This is a genomic window from Trichocoleus sp. DQ-A3, from assembly GCF_039961975.1.
GTDB lineage: Bacteria > Cyanobacteriota > Cyanobacteriia > Cyanobacteriales > FACHB-T130 > FACHB-T130.
Genome location: NZ_JAMPKC010000002.1, coordinates 290,382 through 308,272, shown reverse-complemented (window position 1 = coordinate 308,272; position 17,891 = coordinate 290,382). Strand labels below are relative to the sequence as shown.

The following is a 17,891-nucleotide window of genomic DNA, read 5'->3' as shown; positions in this document are numbered from 1 at the left end:
TTAATGTCAGAACAGTTCAAGATACAGTCCTCCTCTACTGGGAACGAAGCATTCATCTCCAACGGAGACGACGCGAATGCTTCTGCTCGACTGGCTGTCAATGCAGATAAACAAAAAGCAAGCAAAGAGCTGGCTTTGACGGCTGCCAGAGCTGCTGATGACCGCAAAGCGGCTGACATCGTATTGCTACAGGTAGGAGAGGTATCCTATCTGGCGGATTACTTTGCGATCGCAACCGGCTTCTCCAGAGTCCAGGTGAGAGCGATCGCCCAATCCATTGAACAGAAAGTAGAAACGGAGTGGCAACGCCTGCCTCTGCGCGTGGAAGGAAAGGCAGAAGGTAGCTGGATACTGTTGGATTACGGGGATGTCATCATTCACATCTTGTTGCCTCCAGAGCGGGAATTCTATAATCTGGAAGCATTCTGGGGTCATGCTGAAAAAATCGATTTCTCAGCATCGTGAGCCGATGGGAGAGTAAAAACATGATGGAAACTCCAGTTTCAGTTTGCCCAGTTCCCGCCGAACAACAACCGCTCAATGAGTACCAGGAGTTGAAGGATTCTTGGTCTTTTCGCTGGGTGACGCTGGAACTGGGAGGATACATCAAAAAGCTGGCTTGGATTTGGGGTCTCGGCTGGTTCGTCGCAGGTCCAATGGCAGCAGCAAGCTTTGCGCCAGGAAAGTATCCGAGCAAGTTTATCCTCATGGGTGCAGCAGGAGCGAGCTTGGGAGTGGTGTTGGCACTGGTGCGACTGTACTTGGGTTGGTCTTACGTGCGATCGCGCCTAGAGAATCAACAAGTGTTTTATGAAGAATCCGGTTGGTATGACGGTCAGTGCTGGACAAAGCCAGAAGAAATTTTGACACGCGATCGCTTGATCGTCACTTACCAAGTTCAACCAATCCTTCAGCGGTTACAGCGAACCTTTGTCTTGCTTGCCTTATTTTTCTTTGCAGGTAGTCTAACTTGGTATTTTCTGTAATGAGCCATTAGGCATTAGGTCATTGAGCGAGAGGTAGTGGATAGTAAGGAAAGGCTGCACAGTCTACCGAAGACCTCAGAACAAGCGATCGCAGGCTACTGAACAACTAACAAAAAGTGATAAAGTCTTACCCATGACAAGGGGAAAAAGAAATCAATCCGCAGAACTGGAAGTTCGGTTGCTGCGAGAAGGCATTATTGAATCAACGCATCGCGCCCAAGCAGTCGTCTGTGACAACCGAGGGCGCGTCCTATCCGTGGCAGGCAGTTCGGAAACCGCTGCTTTTGTTCGTTCCGCCCTCAAGCCATTCCAGGCGTTGGCAATTACGACTACCGGCACCCTAGAACGCTACAAGCTAACGGATCGAGACTTAGCCATTATCTGTAGCTCCCACCAAGGTACGACTGCCCAAGTCCGACAGGCTTTTAACGTTCTTTGGCGCTCGGATGTTGACCCATCAGCACTTCAGTGTCCAATTCCAGAAGGCAAACGGAGTCCGTTGGAGTATAACTGTTCCGGGAAACACGCTGGAATGCTTGCCGTTTGCCAAGCAAGGCATTGGCCTCTGAATACCTATTTGCAGCGCAACCACCCCGTTCAGCAGCTAATTTTAGGCAAAGTTGCCGAATTGCTGCGAATGCCCGCTGTAGAGTTCATCAGTGCCCACGATGATTGTGGCGCTCCGACTTACTTCATGCAGCTGGGGCAAATGGGTACCTTGTACGGTCAGCTTGCCTCTGGGAATAATTTGGATATGGAGCGCATCGTCCGTGCCATGACCCATCACCCAAATATGGTGGCAGGAGAAGGTTTATTTGATACAGAACTCATGCGTCTGACCGAAGGTGAAATCATCAGCAAAGGGGGTGCTGAAGGGATTCAGTGTATCGGTCGCGTTGGCGAAGGGATGGGACTAGCAATTAAGGTGGCAGATGGAGCAGGACGGGCAAAGTGTGCCGTTGCTATTCATCTACTCAAGCAAATGGGTTGGATTAGTCCTACGGTGGCGGAAACCCTATCGGAAACCTTTATGAGCTTGAGCAAATTCAAGCGCTTAGATGTCGTTGGAGAACTTTCGATGTTGTAGTTGCCACATTCTTGAATTTGCGTTATAGTAAATAAGTTGGCAACGACGCGGGATAGAGCAGCCTGGTAGCTCGTCGGGCTCATAACCCGAAGGTCAGTGGTTCAAATCCACTTCCCGCCACCAAATACAAAAGTAAACAATCCCTGCAATCCCAAAAGGTTGCAGGGATTTGTTGTAGGCTGGTTAGCAGCGATTCGGTTACATTTAAATATTTATGGCTGTGAATTTGCGGCGTCCGATTTTAGTCGGGGGAATTGGTCTATCATTCTCGCTTTGGTTGTTGCAGAGTTTTCATGACTCAGCGGGGACAGTCGGTGAGTTTAGTGTAATTGGCGCGATCGCACTCGGCGCTGGTTTCTGGTTATTTCAGAAACAGACAGCCAAAGAGCTTCATCTGCCAGATGTCAGCCAGATGGACAGGGAAACGGTAGAAAAAGCGATCGCTCAAACCGAAGGTACGATTAGCCAGCTAGAGGCAGAGGCAGAAAACCATCCGGCAAATGCCCCGCTAAGAGAACAACTCGCCAAAATTACGAGTGAAATCGATCGCCGGGAGATGCATCTGGCTGTCACTGGCGGAAAGTCAGTCGGTAAATCTACCTTAATTCAAGTTTTAGAGTCTAACTGGGTTTCTCAACAGCCGCAAAAACTCGGCTTGCAGGAGACACCCGCTTTATTTACTGCAATTGACCCCACCTCCCCGCCCCCTTCCCGAATCGGGGAGAGGTCAGATTTGGTACTATTTCTTACCAATGGAGATTTGACCGATCCGGAATATCAAACCTTACAGCAACTAGCGGCATCTAAACAGCGTGCAGTGCTAGTGCTTAACAAGCAAGATTGGTATTTACCTGAAGAACGCGCCACGGTATTACAGCAATTGCGGCAACGAATGCAAGGAACGCTGAACGGAGAAGACGTTGTAGCGATCGCGGCTTCCCCCAGCGCCATCAAAGTACGTCAGCATCAACCGGATGGTTCGGTGCGGGAGTGGATGGAAACCCCCGCCCCTGAGATGAGTGCGATCGCAAGTCGGTTAAGCCAAATTTTAGCCCAAGAAAGTCAACAGCTGGTTTGGGCAACGGCTTGGAGGGCAGCTTATGCGCTGAAAGCCGAAGCGAAATCCGCCTTAAATGAAGTGAGACGCGATCGCGCCCTTCCCGTTATCGAGCAATATCAGTGGATTGCTGCCGCCACCGCCTTTGCGAACCCTGTACCTGCCTTGGATTTGCTGGCAACTGCTGCCATTAACGGTCAGCTAGTCATGGATCTCGGTAATCTATATCAGCAAAAATTCTCTATTCAACAAGCGCAAGCGATCGCTGGGACAATGGGTAGCTTGATGCTCAAGCTTGGTTTAGTCGAGCTAACGACTCAAACCGTAGGTGGGGTTCTCAAGAGCAATGCGATCACATTTGTCGCCGGAGGAGCGGTTCAGGGGGTCAGCGCTGCCTATCTAACCCGGTTAGCGGGTTTGAGCTTGATTGAATATTTCCAAGCGCAGGAAGCCGCTACGACATCCGAAGGGCGTCCCTTGAATCTGGATCAGTTGCGCGAAACCCTGCAAAAAGTGTTTCAGCAAAATCAACGAGTTGCTTTCTTGCAAGGATTTGTCAAGCAAGCTGTGGCGCGTCTGGTGCCAGAATCACCCCAGCCTGCGATCGCGGGTAACGAGATTGCTAGTTGTTAGCCAAGTAGTAGGTTAGCCCAACAGTAGGGTGAGCAATGCCCACCCTACTATTAAAATGTTTTATTCATATCGAAATCTCTACTAGCTCGAAATCAAGACATCATTATATAGTAATAGTCACTAACGTTCTTGAATTTCCTAATTTAGTCGGAACACACATTCCTTTTGAATTTTGAAAGAAAGTTCAGGAAGCCGAATGTGTAGAATCGCAATCGGCAAATCGAAAAACATCTGGAAAAACTTCTTTAAGCTTATGAATAATTTTTTACCCATTGCTTACTTTCAGAATAAATTTGTCCCTTTTAACGAAGCCAAAGTTTCTATTGCTACCCAAGCTTTGCACTATGGAACTGGCGCAATTGGGGGATTAAGAGGGATTCCCGATCCTCAAAATGATAAGCAAATTTTACTATTTAGATTAGACCGTCATTGCCAAAGGTTAAGTGATAGTGCTAAGTATTTACACTACGATATACCAGCCTCTAAAATTCGAGAAACTATCGTTGATTTTATAAAAAAAAATCAACCAAATAAGTCTTTTTATATCCGCCCTCTCGTATATACTTCGGGGTTAGGAATTGCTCCTAGGCTTCATAATGTTGAGAAAGATTTTTTAGTTTATGGAATTGAACTAGCAGATTATTTATCTCCGGAAGGAGTCAGCTGTCGAATTAGTTCCTGGTATCGACAAGAAGATCGCAGCTTGCCTCTGAGAGGTAAAATCAGCGCCGCATATATTACTTCTGCCTTAGCGAAAACTGAGGCGGTAGAGTCAGGCTTTGATGAGGCAATTATGATGAATTCGCAGGGAAAAATTTGCGAAGCCTCTGGGATGAATATATTTTTAGTGAGAAATGGGCAACTGATTACCCCTGGATTTGAACAGGATATTTTAGAAGGAATTACCAGAGATAGCGTCCTAACAATTGCCAGAAATCTAGGAATTAAAACGATAGAAAGACCCGTTGATAAATCAGAGCTTTTTATCGCTGACGAAGTTTTCTTGAGCGGGACGGCTGCCAAGGTTGCGCCAGTCAAAAAAATTGAAAATTATCAATTACCAGAGAGCAAACCGATTACTACAAAACTGCGAGAAAAACTTATAGCGATTACAGAAAATCGAGATCCCGATTATCAAGATTGGGTAGATGCGATCGCGCTTGAATAAGAAAGTCCGTCAGAAGGCGAAACGCGATAACCCTTGTCTCTACAAACCAAACTGCCTTCGCAGGTTACAAGAACAGCATCAGCGGCGAGACTCGAAGGCGATCGCAACATTGATATCTGATTGCCACTCCCGCGTCACATCCAAGGCTTACGCTTTTATTTGTATCAATGAAACTCCTCAAATCATAAAAGCAATGCTGCCCTCTCACCAGAGAGGGCATTTTTGTTAGCAGAGGAGATCCGCTCATAAACCAACCCTCAATAAGCGCTACGCCTTAACGCCCATCTGTCGCAGGATAGCAGTACACAGATCGCTATTAACATCCAGAAAACCATCAATGGCAGTAAAGTGGTTTTTACCAGGTTGGGGTAGATATTCGCCGTGTAAACCTTTTGCTTTCCAGGCTGCTAGAAACTCATCGGACTGGCGTTGAAATTCTTTGGATTCATCCCCGCCGTAGGTGACAATCAGCGATCCAACTTTGTCGGGAATATGCAGGATGGGGCTGTTGCGGAGAACTTCTCCCCAAGTTAATTGTAAAGCGGGTTGCAGCCAGGTGTAGGGAAAGGGCATCAGGTCAAATAAACCACTAATCGCGCAGCCTCCTTTAATGATATCGGCGGGTAAACCGTAGGTTCCTTCCCAGTCAGTTGCCATCAGCATTGCTGTTAGTTGACCGCCAGCCGAGTGACCAGAGACATAAATTCGATCGCGATCGCCTCCAAAACTAGAAGCATTTTTGTAAATCCAGGCAACCGCTGCTCGACTCTGGCGCACGATTTCATCCATTGTTACGGCAGGACACAAAGCATAGTTGGTAACAACTACTGTCACTCCCGCTTCGACAGGTGCTTTGGCAACTAAACTAAATTCCTGGCTGCTGAGCAGTCGCCAGTAGCCACCGTGAATAAACACCAAGATGGGGGCATCCGGTTGAGCGGCTGGAAAGATATCCAGATGTTCGGCTAGGGTGGGACCAAAGGGAACCTGGAGTTTGCAGTACAACGCAGAGCGTACGCTAGCGCTTGTTTTCACGTAGAAATCTGCGTACACAGTGAAATCTGGTACTGACTTTTCTACGTTATATTCAGCATCCAGCTCGGCTTGCGTTGAGAAATTACGATAGAGCATAGAGCGTTTCTCGGTTGGGTGGAATAGATTGCGGTTCTAACGTTCAGTAGCGGCTTTTTGAATGTCATTGTAGAAGCATGGCATTCAAAAAGCCCTTACTGATGTATCGCACCCAACCCTTGAATGGCTATAGTAGTGAGCCTTTGAGCCTTCTGTTTCTCGCAGTCGAAACGTGCATCTATGGTAGTTTGACGCTGCGTTGACGAGTGCGAATCAGGAACAAGGCGATCGCTACCAACCCGATAATCGCAGACGGTTCGGGTACACTAGCGTTAAAACGATTGTTCTGTTGCCTCAGCTGCTCTTTTCCATCTTCAACCGAACGATTAAAACGGTCTTTCTGAGCTTCCGCAATTTTAAGAGCCTCTCGTTGCTCGTCATTGACCAGTACAATCATGGACGAGTAAGGCGTGACAATTTTGTAAGTTTTAGCGATCGCATGAATGGCATCCAGTTGAGCAATTTGCTTTCCCTTCAGATGTTTGCTTAACCCCAAAACCATTTGCCGCGCCGCTAGAGGTTCAAAACCTTGAGTATTAGAGTTTTGAGTTGCATCAGCACTTTGAGTATTTTTGGGGGCTTTTTCCAGAACCCAAGCATAGCCATCCACTACGCTGACGACAGATGACCCTAACGCTGCCTTCGTTGCCTGTCGCTGCAAAACTTCGGAAATTTTAGTACACACACCGCCACCACTGTCTTGAATGGCTTTAAGAGTTGCATCGTCGTAAGCAGGTGGCAGCGATCCTAGATGCACCATCCACAACGGTGCAGGCATTACTGGCACATCTTTACGATTGTCTGATAACTCGTAACCGCTTTCATCCGTCACCAATAAGATGCCGTCGTAAGGCGTATTCCCTCGCAGTTGCGTAAACTGCCGCAGCATTTCCTTGGGTTGTATGCTGCCGTAGAATGTCATCTTCATGGCATTGAAGCGACTGATATCATCGATGCGCTGTGCTTTTGCACCAGGGGACGCACTGATGTACAAATCAGCATCATTATTCGCGAAGATGTTGTCAGCAAAGCCGTGTTGTTCCAACCAGCTCAATGTTTCCGTCAGTTCTTTGGTGTGTGCTGCCATACTCCGCGAAGCATCGACAATGACCGCAAACCGCTTCCCTTGGGGCATCAAGTAATCTTTTGCAGCCAACGGCTTGGCTGAGATTTGGTAGCCATTTGGCAACTTAACCTGATGTAGACTTGGCTGGTATTGCCCAGCTGCTGGCAAAAATGGTTCCAACCATTCATCACCAACCCGTGCTACAACTTCTCCATTGCGGATACGCTGGGTGTCCTGATTCCAAAAAATGTTGCGCTTCTCTCCTAGCTGAGGTAACGCCCACCCCTTCTCTTGTCGCATGACTTTATAGGTCAGCCACAGATGCATTTCGGTTGGTCGATCTTCTGACTCTGCTTGTTCCTGCGGTGATAAACGGGGAGGAATGGGAAAGGCTCGCAAGCGATATTGAAGTGGCCCAACTTGCTCAAGTAAAGCTGGATCGACGGGACGCCAGCGCCTTACCTGTGAAGTATAAACTTTCTGAGCGGCACCGCGTGGCGAAACCTTAAAGGGGAAGCGCTTGGCTAAGTTCTCGCTGTCGCCCAACCAAACTCCTGTAATTGCAGCGCTTTCTGGCAAAGAAAAGGAATAGAAAATTTCCTCAACATCAGTGGTTTTGTTAGCATATACTTCGTAGAGTTCCACATCTGCCCAATCGCCCTGTGGTTTAACGGTGACTTGTTGCGATCGCAACCACACCTTTTCCTGGTTAATATTCAGCAACCCTGCCTTGGCATCGTCCAAATTTCCACTAGATTGCAAAGCGTGTTGAATTGCTTGTCGTTCTGCTTTTTGAATCGGCTTGTCAAAAAACTGGGCGTACAGCTTTCCAGCTTTTTCCATATCTCTTAGGGAACCGTTATATAAAAACGGCGACATCAAGTGATTGTAGCTGTCTTGAAAGAACTGGGAAACCGATTCTGGAAAGCCAAAGACGCTCTTATACATGAGGCGGATATGGTCATTTTCTTCTGAAGTACCTAAATACCGATAAGAAGAAAAATAAGCGTTAAGGAGTCCATCCCGAATCAAATCCGACTTGGCTACGAGTGCTACCTTTTCCCTGTCTGATGGTGCTGGGTTTTCTAACAGTTTAAATGCTTGAATCTGGGGCTGGGTATTGAATGAAAGGCACAGAATCATCCAAACAGTCACCACTGCCCCCGAACCAATAACAGTGCTATTTCGCCCATACTGAGCCGCAAAAGCGCGTAAGATTCGCTGCCCAGATTGAATATAGTAGCTTGCCAATATCCAAGGCATGAACAGGGATAAGACAACGCTCAACCCAAAAAGCATATAGTATACAGGCAACAACCAGTTTCCAGAATTCCATATATCCCGAAACATCCATCCCCACTGAAATTGGAAGAATTGGTACACGAGAAAGGCAGCTGCGGGTGCGGCATAAAATAGTAGCAGCAACCCCACGTATACACCGACACCCGGCATCAGACTGTGAACCATCATTTGCAACCATGCGAGTCCTTGATGGCGCTTTGCATAGCCGTATAGCACTTCGAGGTAAAAAGCAACGATACAAACGCCCCCCGTGCCCAAAATCAAAGCGCTAGCGGGCGTTAATTCCGCTAGCCTGATGCGGAATCCCTGCCTGAGAAATAAGAAGAGTATGCATAGGAGAATCGGGGGTGCTTCCACGCCATAAAACAGACGGAGGATCTGTGAAGGTTGGTTACGAAACCGCCACAATCCCGACACCGTAATAATCGATATTACAGTTAAAACTACAAGGGGGATGAGGAATTCTCTTTCACCCTGGCTAAGAGATTCACCACTAAGCAGGTGACTTGCAATCTCAGGCAATAGCCCAACACAGACAACCAGGATAAATATAAGATTACAGATCAAGAAGATGCCATAAAATGTGGTGTGAAGCACCAAAGAAATAGTATGAAATGTGGCATGAAGCGAATTTTTCATGATTTAGCTATCTCTAGTAACAAAAGGTAAAGTTTTTAGAAAAGAATCAAATCAAAAATCAACGAATTATCTTTTGTATTCATCTACGCGATCGCTCCCTAAAATGCAAAAAAATAGGCAAAAAATTGTTTAATTATAAACTATTTCCCGGCCTGTTCGGACAACTTTAGCATTTGAGCTTTCACTGTCAAAAAGTATAGAGTATGTAACCCAGGCAAAATCGCACCACCCTCTACATCCGTCATCAATTCCATATCCCCATCTTGTATCATCTACCCTGTACCCATCATGTTCTAAATCAATGCCATAGTTTGTGTCTTTAGTATAAAAATAATTTTCGCCCTTATATGAAGGTTCGCCTAACAATTCCAAGACCTCTTTTCTAGACATACCTACGGATATAGAATTGAATTTATGTACAGAAAATTTTGGTGGATAGATAGTATCTATACCAGGATAAAGTGGAAAATAATTTTCGGTTGCTGCTATTTTTGGATAAAAATAAACCAACAATACAATTAAAACTAAAATACCAGGTAATATTTGTTGCTGTGGTTGTTTGAGATTCATGTTTTTATGCTCTTAAAATTTGATTTGCAGTATACAGAAAACCTGATGTTGGCATTATCGATAGTTAATCTGTAAAACTAGCCCAAAAAAGGGTAAGTATCGGACTACGACGGTGGAACTAATTAATTTGATTGTTTAGCTTTCTCAATTCCTTATGTACGCTGAGTCCAATTTGTAAAGACTCATTGACTAAGTGATTATATTCATTAACCTGATGGCTCATATCAAATGACATCAAAGTAGTGAAATTATTTTCAAGATTTGCAAATAATTCATGATGACTGCTCAAAAACTTACGATGTTTTCTCATGAGCTTTTCCGCTTGCAAAGCGCTGCTCAAAGTTTCTTTAGTAATCCTCAAAGCTTGGATGACTTCTTTTCTAGTGCTGATCTTTGTACGAGAAGAGGAGGAACTTGTTGATTCTAGTTCGTCCATGAGAGCGATCGCTTGAATTACCCGATTGTATTTATCGACTTTGTCTATCAACCTAGCTAAAGATTTGACTTGTTTAACTTGTTGCCACAAACAAAAATTCCAAATCGAAACCCCCAATAGAGAAATAGTAGAAATTAGGGTTAATAATCTGATGACACCATCTGTATTTCCAGGTAAAGTTCCAGCATTGCGGATTAGAATCAGGCTCACCGGCATAACAAAAATTAAGACCAAGATAAAGATCAATATTTCTGTCAGGAGAACTGATAGAATCTGCTTGGGATTTTTGAGGGTCAACCCTCTATAGATATCAACTGCTAAGGCAGTGCTAGTATCTAAATCAACTAGGTTCTCAAGATCCTCTGCTGTTATTTGCAAATTTTCTAAGTCAGCTTGCATATCAGTTGCTTCCTGTTATGTGCTTAACGAAAACCTAGTGCGCTACTAATTACGTGCCAAATGTGAAAATAAAAGTTACTTTCAATATTACGAAATAGCTCGAAAGGTTTATCAGGAGTTCCAAAAAAAGGTCTGAGTGTCCATCCCAGTTGGCTCCCGACAAAGCCATATAGCACTAACCAACCTCGAATCATTCCTGTGCGTTTTTTCGGGTTATCAGAATCTTGGTCGTTGATAAAGATCATGCCTCGGTAAAAACCATTAATGCCTATCAAACCAGTAATCGTAAAAACCAGTACATTCAAAAGTTGAAAAAATTGATAGTCGTTAATGGAAAGACGAAAAAACAGGATAATGGGTGCAAAACTGAACAGCATCACGCCAATGATTGACATAGACGCTAACAGCAAAGCTAGGTATTGTCCAAAGCTGCGCTTAGAGCCAGTAATCACATCGAAAAAATATAAAGTAGGCAAACAAATAGCCAACGTGATTAAATACAAGGCAGGTAGTTTAATTGCTGAAGCAACCATTTGCAATCCGCCACTAAACGAACCGATAATTGCTCCATAAAGTGCAAAAAATGCGGAACTACTAATTAATAAGGAAACAATCTTGTTTTCAAGTCTTATCCCTTTACTAATCTCTTCCAGAAATTTCTGGCGATCGCGCAAAAAGTACATTAGGATTGCGAAGTGATTCATGACATCTTCTCCTATCAATTCAGGTATCGCTCTACAAATCTCTCAGGCACCTGCCTCAAAGTTGTGGGGATATACCCAAAATTTGTTACAAAACTTTACAAAAACCGTGAAGAGCGAAGATGGTTTGGATAGGCTGACCCGACAGCAAGAGGAGAGAATCTTACTTAATTCCCTGCTATGAACGAACGGGATGAGCGGCTAGGCAAACTAATTGAAGCAGTCCGTCAGCATCCATCTGGGAGCCTTAGCTGGCGAAAAGCGATGAATCAGCTGTTGATAGAAATTCAGCAATTGCCAGGATTGGCGAGATCCGCTCACCCGGATTACTTGGAAGCTTTGGATGATACATTGCTGAAATTGGCTGATGAAATACACGAATTTGAACCCAGACAGCCTTCTTTAGAGAAGAGTTTGGTGGCTTGGATTAACCTGAAATTACGCCTGAAATATGAAGTGCGCGACTTGCATTCCTCCCAGCAGACTCGCGCCAAAAATCCCAAGAATCCTCAAGCGGAATTTCAAGAACAACTGAGGAAACCACCCCTCTCGCTTGATGTGCCCTTGGGGGATGAGGGGAGCGAAACTTTTGGCGATCGCTTGGCGGCTTCAGTTCCCTGTACGCTTTTAGAAATAGAAGCACAAACCCGGCGAGAACAGGAACAGCGGAAAAATCAAAGAATTGGGGTTCAGCTAAAGCAATATATTGACCGAGATCCGGAAGGCAAACTTCGGCGTTGCCATCCCCAAGCTTATCCAGAGTGTAACTGCCAAATCCTCAGCCAGCGCTTGCTCTTAAAGTATCCACCCGACAAACTCGCTCTTGTAGCACGGGATCTCAACATTAATTACAACACCCTGAACTGGCATTGGAAAAACAAGGGAGTCCCGCTTCTCCAAGCGATCGCTAGAAGTTTGGGCTATCAACCAAATGTAGAAGAAGACTTATGAATAGCACCGCACCTGTTTCTCTTAACGTTCCCCTGAGTGACACCGCCCATCAGCTGGCGCGACAATTTGCACAAGAGCAAGCGACTCCTGAAAAAGGGGTACGGGTATATCTCAATACCCTGGCTGTCTGGGCAGTTCACCGCTATCTAAAATGGCTGAGATACGAACCAAATCTCACCTCAAGCGACAGCTGGCATCCTGGTATGCGAGCCATGTTTGATGTAGCGGATCTGGTGTTGCCTAACTTAGGTAGATTAGAGTGCCGTCCCGTCCTGCCTGGGGAGACATCAGTTACGCTACCGCCAGAAGTGATGCAAGATCGAGTTGGCTATGTGGCAGTTCAGTTTGGATCGCATTCTACTCCCACAGAACCAGTCTACTTGCAGGAAGCACATCTAATAGGATTTGCCCCCGCGATCGCTACTGAAAATCCGCCAGAGGAACTGCAAATCCCTGACTTGCAATCTTTGGATGCACTGATGGAGTATCTAGATCAACTCGAATCGGCGCTGTCAGATGCACCCGACAAGACGCGATCGCAGCTAAACAACTGGTTACAAAATTTCTTCGAGTCTGGTTGGCAAACAGTGGAGGAGGTATTGACGCCACAAACGCCCCTTTTAGCATTACGCAGATCGACTGTGAGACGGGCAAAGCGGATCGAGTTGGAAACAAATGCAGTTGTTTTAATAGTCACCCTCCAGCCAGAAACCCCAGAAAGATTGAGCATCCATCTGCAAGTTTGTTCTGTAAATCCACAAATAACACTGCCACCTCAACTGAAGTTGATGGTATTAACAGAATCTGGGGAGGTATTCAGAGAAATTATCGCTAGCGGGACTGACACCTTCATGCAGTATGAATTCAGAGGACAAGTGGGGGAACAATTTAGTGTCAAAGTAGCGTTAGGAGATACTAGCATCACAGAAGCCTTTGTCATCTAGCAGGCAGCAATGGAAAAGTTAGTCATCTTGGATATCGATGGTGGCTTGCATCAGGGAGCAATAGCAACGCTGGAAATTCGGGGAGAAGGCAACCATGCTGTTACCACCCGTGCCAAAGGTAAATTGCCCCCAGCAACTCAGTTACTGGAACAATACGAACACTGGCAGTCTATTTATCGCAGTCTGTCGTTCCTGTTTCGCTTGGAAGAAAGAGGAGGACAAATTATTCAGGGTTCTCCAAAAGATTTACTTGACGCTTGCCGCCAGTCTGCTCAAACCTTAGCAGATAGTTTGACAATCTGGCTCAAAGCTGAGTCATTTCGCCCCATTCGAGAAAAATTACTCGAAAAATTATTACCAACTGATACAGTGCGGTTGATTCTGCAAATAGAAAACAACCAACTGCGACGACTCCCTTGGCATTTTTGGGATTTTTTCGAGCGTTACCCCAAGGCAGAAGTAGCGCTGGGAGCAACTGCTTACGAACGGGTAGAAACTGATGCACCATTACGGAAAAAACCCAGAATTTTAGCGGTTTTGGGGAATGGGACTGGGATTGATATTGAAGCAGATCGAAAGCTACTTTCAAGTTTGCTTTGTGATGCAGAAATTGTCTTTTTAGTCGAACCGCAACGCCGCCAGTTATACCAACAACTTTGGGACTCATCTGGGTGGGATATCTTATTTTTTGCCGGACATAGTTCCAGCCTTGCTTGTGGCGAAACGGGCGAGATCGAAATTAATGGTAGCGATCGCTTATCCATCACCGAGTTAACCTATGCTCTGAAAAGAGCAATAGAACGCGGCTTACAACTGGCAGTTTTCAACTCCTGCGATGGGCTAGGCTTAGCACGTTCCCTCGAAAGCCTCCACATTCCTCAAATCATTGTCATGCGGGAGCCAGTCCCTGACTTGGTTGCTCAGGAATTTCTCAAGTATTTTCTCACTTCTTTTTCTAGGGGTGAGTCTTTTTATACCTCTGTGCGAGAAGCACGAGAACAGTTGCAAGCTTTAGAGGATCGATGTCCTTGCGCCAGTTGGTTGCCAGTAATATGCCAAAATCCCACAGCGGTGCCCATAATTTGGCAAGGATTACATGATAGAGGAAAAGGGTCTCTTGAGGGGTACGGACACGGCAGTGCCGTGCCCGTACAAACTGGGCAAGATTTCCCCTGTCCCTATCGGGGTTTGTCTGCATTTCAAGAAGCCGATGCACCGTTTTTCTTTGGCAGGGAGGCTTTCACTGAGAAACTGTTGAAAGCGGTATATAATCAGCCACTCGTTGCTGCGATTGGCCCTTCCGGTAGCGGTAAATCTTCCGCAGTCTTTGCCGGCTTAATTCCGCGTCTGCGTCAGATAGAAAACTGGCTAATTGTTAGCTTTCGTCCGGGGAATCGTCCTTTTTTAAAACTGGCAGAACAACTGATTCCCCTATTAGAACCGCAGTTGCGTGAAACGGATCGTTTGGTTGAAATCAACAAACTAGCAACAGCAATTCAGCAGGGTGACTTGCCATTAATCGCTGTGTTAGAGCGAATTCTCGATAAAAATCCCATAACTGACCACCTACTTTTATTTGCCGATCAGTTTGAGGAATTGTACGCGCTTTGCCAGGAAGCGGAAATCCGTCAACGCTTTCAAGATGAATTATTAACTGCTGTCAACCAGATACCCAGTTTTACCCTAATTCTCACTTTACGAGCAGATTTCTGCGAATACGCACTTTCTTATCATCCCTTTGCCTCTGCGTTGCAGCGCTTCCCCCCGGAATTTTTAGGGCAAATGAGCCGCTTAGAACTGCAAGCAGCGATCGCAAAACCAGCCCAGAATTTAGGCGTACAGATCGAGGAAGGATTGCGATCGCGCATACTAGATGCCGTTAGCTGCGAACCCGGTTCTCTGCCTTTACTGGAGTTTGCCCTAACCTTGCTGTGGGAACAACAATGCAATGGTATCCTGACCCATGCTGCTTATGATGCCATTGGGGGTGTCGAACAAGCACTCGCTAGTTATGCCGAACAGGTGTATACAGCACTCAAACTGGAAGAAAAGCAACAGGCAAAGCGTATCTTTCTCCAATTAGTGCATCCCGGTGAAGGTACGGCGGATACTCGCCGCATCGCCACCCGCACTGACGTAGGACAAGACAATTGGAACTTAGTTACGCGCCTAGCAGATGCACGTTTGGTTGTCAGCAGACAAGATGAGGCAACTAGGGTTGAAACCGTCGAAATTGTCCATGAAGCGCTGATTCGAGAGTGGCAACGCTTGCGCCAGTGGCTAGAAGATGACCGCAGCTTCCGGACTTGGCAGGAGCGATTGCGGATAGCTTTGCGACAATGGGATAGCCAGCGAGATGAGGGGGTACTGTGGCGAGGTGCGCCGTTATTAGAAGCCCAACATTGGTATGCCGAACGTTCGGCGGATCTGAGTTCAACGGAGCAAACTTTTATACAGGCAAGTTTGGCACTGCAAGCACGAGAGCAGAGAGTACGCGATCGCCAACGAAGACAAGTTATCCTGGGACTCACGAGCGGTTTGATAGGACTAGGATTGCTAGTGGGAATTGCCACAAAGCAATGGCAGCGAGCTGAAACGGGTGAAATCGATGCCCAACTCAATGCTTTAAGTGCCTCCTCCGATGAACTTTTAGCCTCAAATAAAGAACTAGAAGCATTACTGGAAAGTTTAAAGGCAGGTAGACAGCTACAACAATCTATCGAAGCCAAACCCGACACTCGCATTCGAGTGGTAACGGTTCTACAGCAAGCCGTCTACGGCGTCAGAGAGTATAACCGTCTGGAGGGACATCAAAGAACGGTCATTAGCCTCAGTTTTAGCCCGGATGGTCAAACCATCGCGTCTGCGAGTGATGACGGGACAGTTAAACTTTGGCAACGGGATGGCAGGCTGTTGACGACGCTGGAAGGACATCGAGACAAAGTAAAAAGCGTCAGCTTCAGCCCAGACAGCCAAATGGTGGCTTCTGCGAGTTATGACAAAACGGTGAAACTCTGGCACCGGGACGGTACACTCCTAACCACTCTCAAAGGGCACACGGGCAAAGTCAATAGCGTTGCGTTTAGCCCGGATGGTCAGTTTCTCGCCTCTGCCAGTGCGGATAAAACGGTGAAACTTTGGCGGCGGAACGGCAGCCTAATTGTCACCTTAAAGGGTCATCGCTCTTGGGTAACAAGTATTCACTTCAGCCCAGACAGCCAAACCTTAGCGACAGCTAGCACCGACAAAACAATTAGACTGTGGCACCGCAATGGTAAATTGCTAGGGATTCTAAAAGGGCACACCGCTTCAGTTAATAGCGTCAGTTTCAGCCCCGACGGTCAGACTTTGGCTTCTGCTAGTGCAGATACTACAGTGAAACTCTGGCGTCAGAATCGGAGTCTGGGAGGTTTTGAAACTCGTCCCTACAGAACTTTCACCGAACACAAGGATCTCGTTTGGGCGGTTAGTTTTAGCCCAGACGGTCAAACCGTGGCTTCTGCCGGTGCAGACAAAACGGTGCAACTCTGGCGTCTGGATGGCACGCTTGTTTCTACTCTCAAAGGACACAGCGCTTCGATTTACAGTGTGAGTTTCAGCCCCGATGGTCAGAGTTTGGCTTCTGCCAGCGCCGATACTACAGTTAAACTCTGGCACCCTAACGCTGAGAAACTTCCCACTTTGCAGAAGCATGATTCTGAGGTGCGGGGTGTAAGTTTTAGTCCAGATGGTCAGACTTTGGTTTCCGCCAGCGCCGACAAAACAGTGAAGCTTTGGCATCAAGACGGGAAGCTGCTAAAAACTCTCAAAGGACACAATGGGGAGATTTCCAGCATCAGTTTTAGCCCAGATGGACAGACGTTTGCTTCAGCGAGTGCTGACAAAACGATAAAATTGTGGCACAAAGACGGCACGCTTCTGAAGACCTTCCAGGGACATACTGCTAGTGTCTTGAGTGTTCGTTTCAGTCCAGATGGTCAGACTTTAGCCTCAGCGAGTGCTGACAGAACTGTGAAACTCTGGAATCGGGATGGAACTCTGCTGGATACCTTAATCGGACATCAGGAATCAGTAACAAGCGTGAGTTTTAGCCCTGACGGTCAGACTTTAGCTTCTGTGAGTGCTGACGAAACGGTGAAGCTTTGGCAACTTAACGGAAGTTTGCTCAGCACTCTACCGGGACATAGTGCTGGTATCTTAGATGTCAGCTTCAGTCCCAATGGTAGTACCTTCGCTTCTGCCAGTGCTGATGGAATCGTAAAACTTTGGAGCAACGGTCAGTTGCTCCAAACCTTAACCGGACATACCAATCGAGTCAATAGCATCAGCTTCAGCCCGAATGGTCAAACTCTCGCTTCTGCCAGTTCTGACGGAACGGTGAAACTCTGGAGCCTGAGTGGGAAATTGCTCAAAACCCTCCGTGGGCATACTGATAGCGTTTTGGGGATAAGTTTTAGCCCAGATGGTCAAACAATCGCTTCAGCTAGTAGCGATCGCACAATTATTTTATGGAATTTGGATCTGGATGCCCTACTGGTTCTAAACTGTGCCTGGATGCGGGACTATCTGCAAACACAAAGCCTGTCGATTTGCCAGTAAAGTTGCACAAAATCCAGGTTAATTGCGATCGCGATATCTGCCTCTTTGTTGCTTCCAAATTCCTCTGGCTTAAAACTAGCGGTTCCCCAACTGAATACACCGAAATGCCAGACCCTCTCAAACTGACACAAGATTAATGACCTCAGACAGCACTTATCTACTAATCAAGAATTTCGCAATTGGAGAATCTACGACTATAGCCAAGAATTGCTCCTCATTCCC

The 17,891-nt window shown here is 46.4% G+C and carries 14 protein-coding genes and 1 tRNA gene; 10 read left to right on the top strand and 5 right to left on the bottom strand.

Annotated elements, in window-relative coordinates; all coding sequences use genetic code 11:
• Window positions 1-3 precede the first annotated feature (3 nt).
• From rsfS to NDI44_RS04615, 6 genes are all read left to right on the top strand, one after another.
• Window positions 4-465 (top strand): ribosome silencing factor, encoded by a 462-nt coding sequence (gene rsfS, locus NDI44_RS04640; RefSeq protein WP_190412872.1) that lies wholly within the window; start codon window positions 4-6, stop codon window positions 463-465.
• A 20-nt stretch (window positions 466-485) separates the two neighbouring features.
• Complete coding sequence (locus NDI44_RS04635) at window positions 486-986, top strand: CGLD27 family protein (protein WP_190412553.1); 501 nt, start codon at window positions 486-488, stop codon at window positions 984-986.
• Window positions 987-1,119: 133 nt separating this feature from the next.
• Window positions 1,120-2,073, top strand: coding sequence for an asparaginase (locus tag NDI44_RS04630; protein ID WP_190412552.1), 954 nt, complete (start codon window positions 1,120-1,122; stop codon window positions 2,071-2,073).
• A 46-nt stretch (window positions 2,074-2,119) separates the two neighbouring features.
• Window positions 2,120-2,196, top strand: a tRNA-Met gene (locus NDI44_RS04625).
• A gap of 91 nt (window positions 2,197-2,287) precedes the next feature.
• Window positions 2,288-3,763 (top strand): DUF697 domain-containing protein, encoded by a 1,476-nt coding sequence (locus tag NDI44_RS04620; protein WP_190412551.1) that lies wholly within the window; start codon window positions 2,288-2,290, stop codon window positions 3,761-3,763.
• A gap of 253 nt (window positions 3,764-4,016) precedes the next feature.
• On the top strand, window positions 4,017-4,931 hold the full coding sequence (locus NDI44_RS04615) for a branched-chain amino acid transaminase (RefSeq protein ID WP_190412550.1): 915 nt from the start codon (window positions 4,017-4,019) through the stop codon (window positions 4,929-4,931).
• 267 nt (window positions 4,932-5,198) lie between these two features.
• Here the strand turns inward: NDI44_RS04615 and NDI44_RS04610 are convergent, their stop codons facing one another.
• From NDI44_RS04610 to NDI44_RS04590, 5 genes are all read right to left on the bottom strand, one after another.
• Window positions 5,199-6,062 (bottom strand): alpha/beta hydrolase, encoded by an 864-nt coding sequence (locus tag NDI44_RS04610; RefSeq protein WP_190412549.1) that lies wholly within the window; start codon window positions 6,060-6,062, stop codon window positions 5,199-5,201.
• Between the two features lie 178 nt (window positions 6,063-6,240).
• Window positions 6,241-9,069, bottom strand: coding sequence for a TIGR02921 family PEP-CTERM protein (locus NDI44_RS04605; RefSeq protein ID WP_190412548.1), 2,829 nt, complete (start codon window positions 9,067-9,069; stop codon window positions 6,241-6,243).
• Window positions 9,070-9,198: 129 nt separating this feature from the next.
• A complete protein-coding gene (locus tag NDI44_RS04600; RefSeq protein WP_190412547.1) occupies window positions 9,199-9,639 on the bottom strand; it encodes a hypothetical protein in 441 nt (146 codons plus the stop codon).
• A 118-nt stretch (window positions 9,640-9,757) separates the two neighbouring features.
• Window positions 9,758-10,474: a hypothetical protein gene (locus NDI44_RS04595; protein ID WP_190412546.1), complete on the bottom strand. Its 717-nt coding sequence runs from the start codon at window positions 10,472-10,474 to the stop codon at window positions 9,758-9,760.
• Between the two features lie 23 nt (window positions 10,475-10,497).
• Window positions 10,498-11,178 carry an actin-binding WH2 domain-containing protein gene (locus NDI44_RS04590; RefSeq protein WP_190412871.1) on the bottom strand — a complete coding sequence of 227 codons (681 nt, stop codon included), beginning with the start codon at window positions 11,176-11,178 and terminating at the stop codon, window positions 10,498-10,500.
• Here NDI44_RS04590 and NDI44_RS04585 point away from each other — a divergent pair.
• The 4 genes from NDI44_RS04585 to NDI44_RS04570 are packed head-to-tail and all read left to right on the top strand — an operon-like array spanning window position 11,177 to window position 17,669.
• Window positions 11,177-11,359 (top strand): hypothetical protein, encoded by a 183-nt coding sequence (locus NDI44_RS04585; RefSeq protein WP_190412908.1) that lies wholly within the window; start codon window positions 11,177-11,179, stop codon window positions 11,357-11,359. The genes NDI44_RS04590 and NDI44_RS04585 overlap by 2 nt on opposite strands.
• Window positions 11,356-12,126 (top strand): hypothetical protein, encoded by a 771-nt coding sequence (locus tag NDI44_RS04580; RefSeq protein ID WP_190412545.1) that lies wholly within the window; start codon window positions 11,356-11,358, stop codon window positions 12,124-12,126. The genes NDI44_RS04585 and NDI44_RS04580 overlap by 4 nt, the downstream gene beginning before the upstream one ends.
• Window positions 12,123-13,070, top strand: a complete 948-nt coding sequence (locus NDI44_RS04575) for a DUF1822 family protein (RefSeq protein ID WP_190412544.1) — start codon at window positions 12,123-12,125, stop codon at window positions 13,068-13,070. Before NDI44_RS04580 ends, NDI44_RS04575 begins: the two co-directional genes overlap by 4 nt.
• A 9-nt stretch (window positions 13,071-13,079) precedes the next feature.
• Window positions 13,080-17,669: a CHAT domain-containing protein gene (locus NDI44_RS04570; protein ID WP_190412543.1), complete on the top strand. Its 4,590-nt coding sequence runs from the start codon at window positions 13,080-13,082 to the stop codon at window positions 17,667-17,669.
• Window positions 17,670-17,891: the final 222 nt, after the last annotated feature.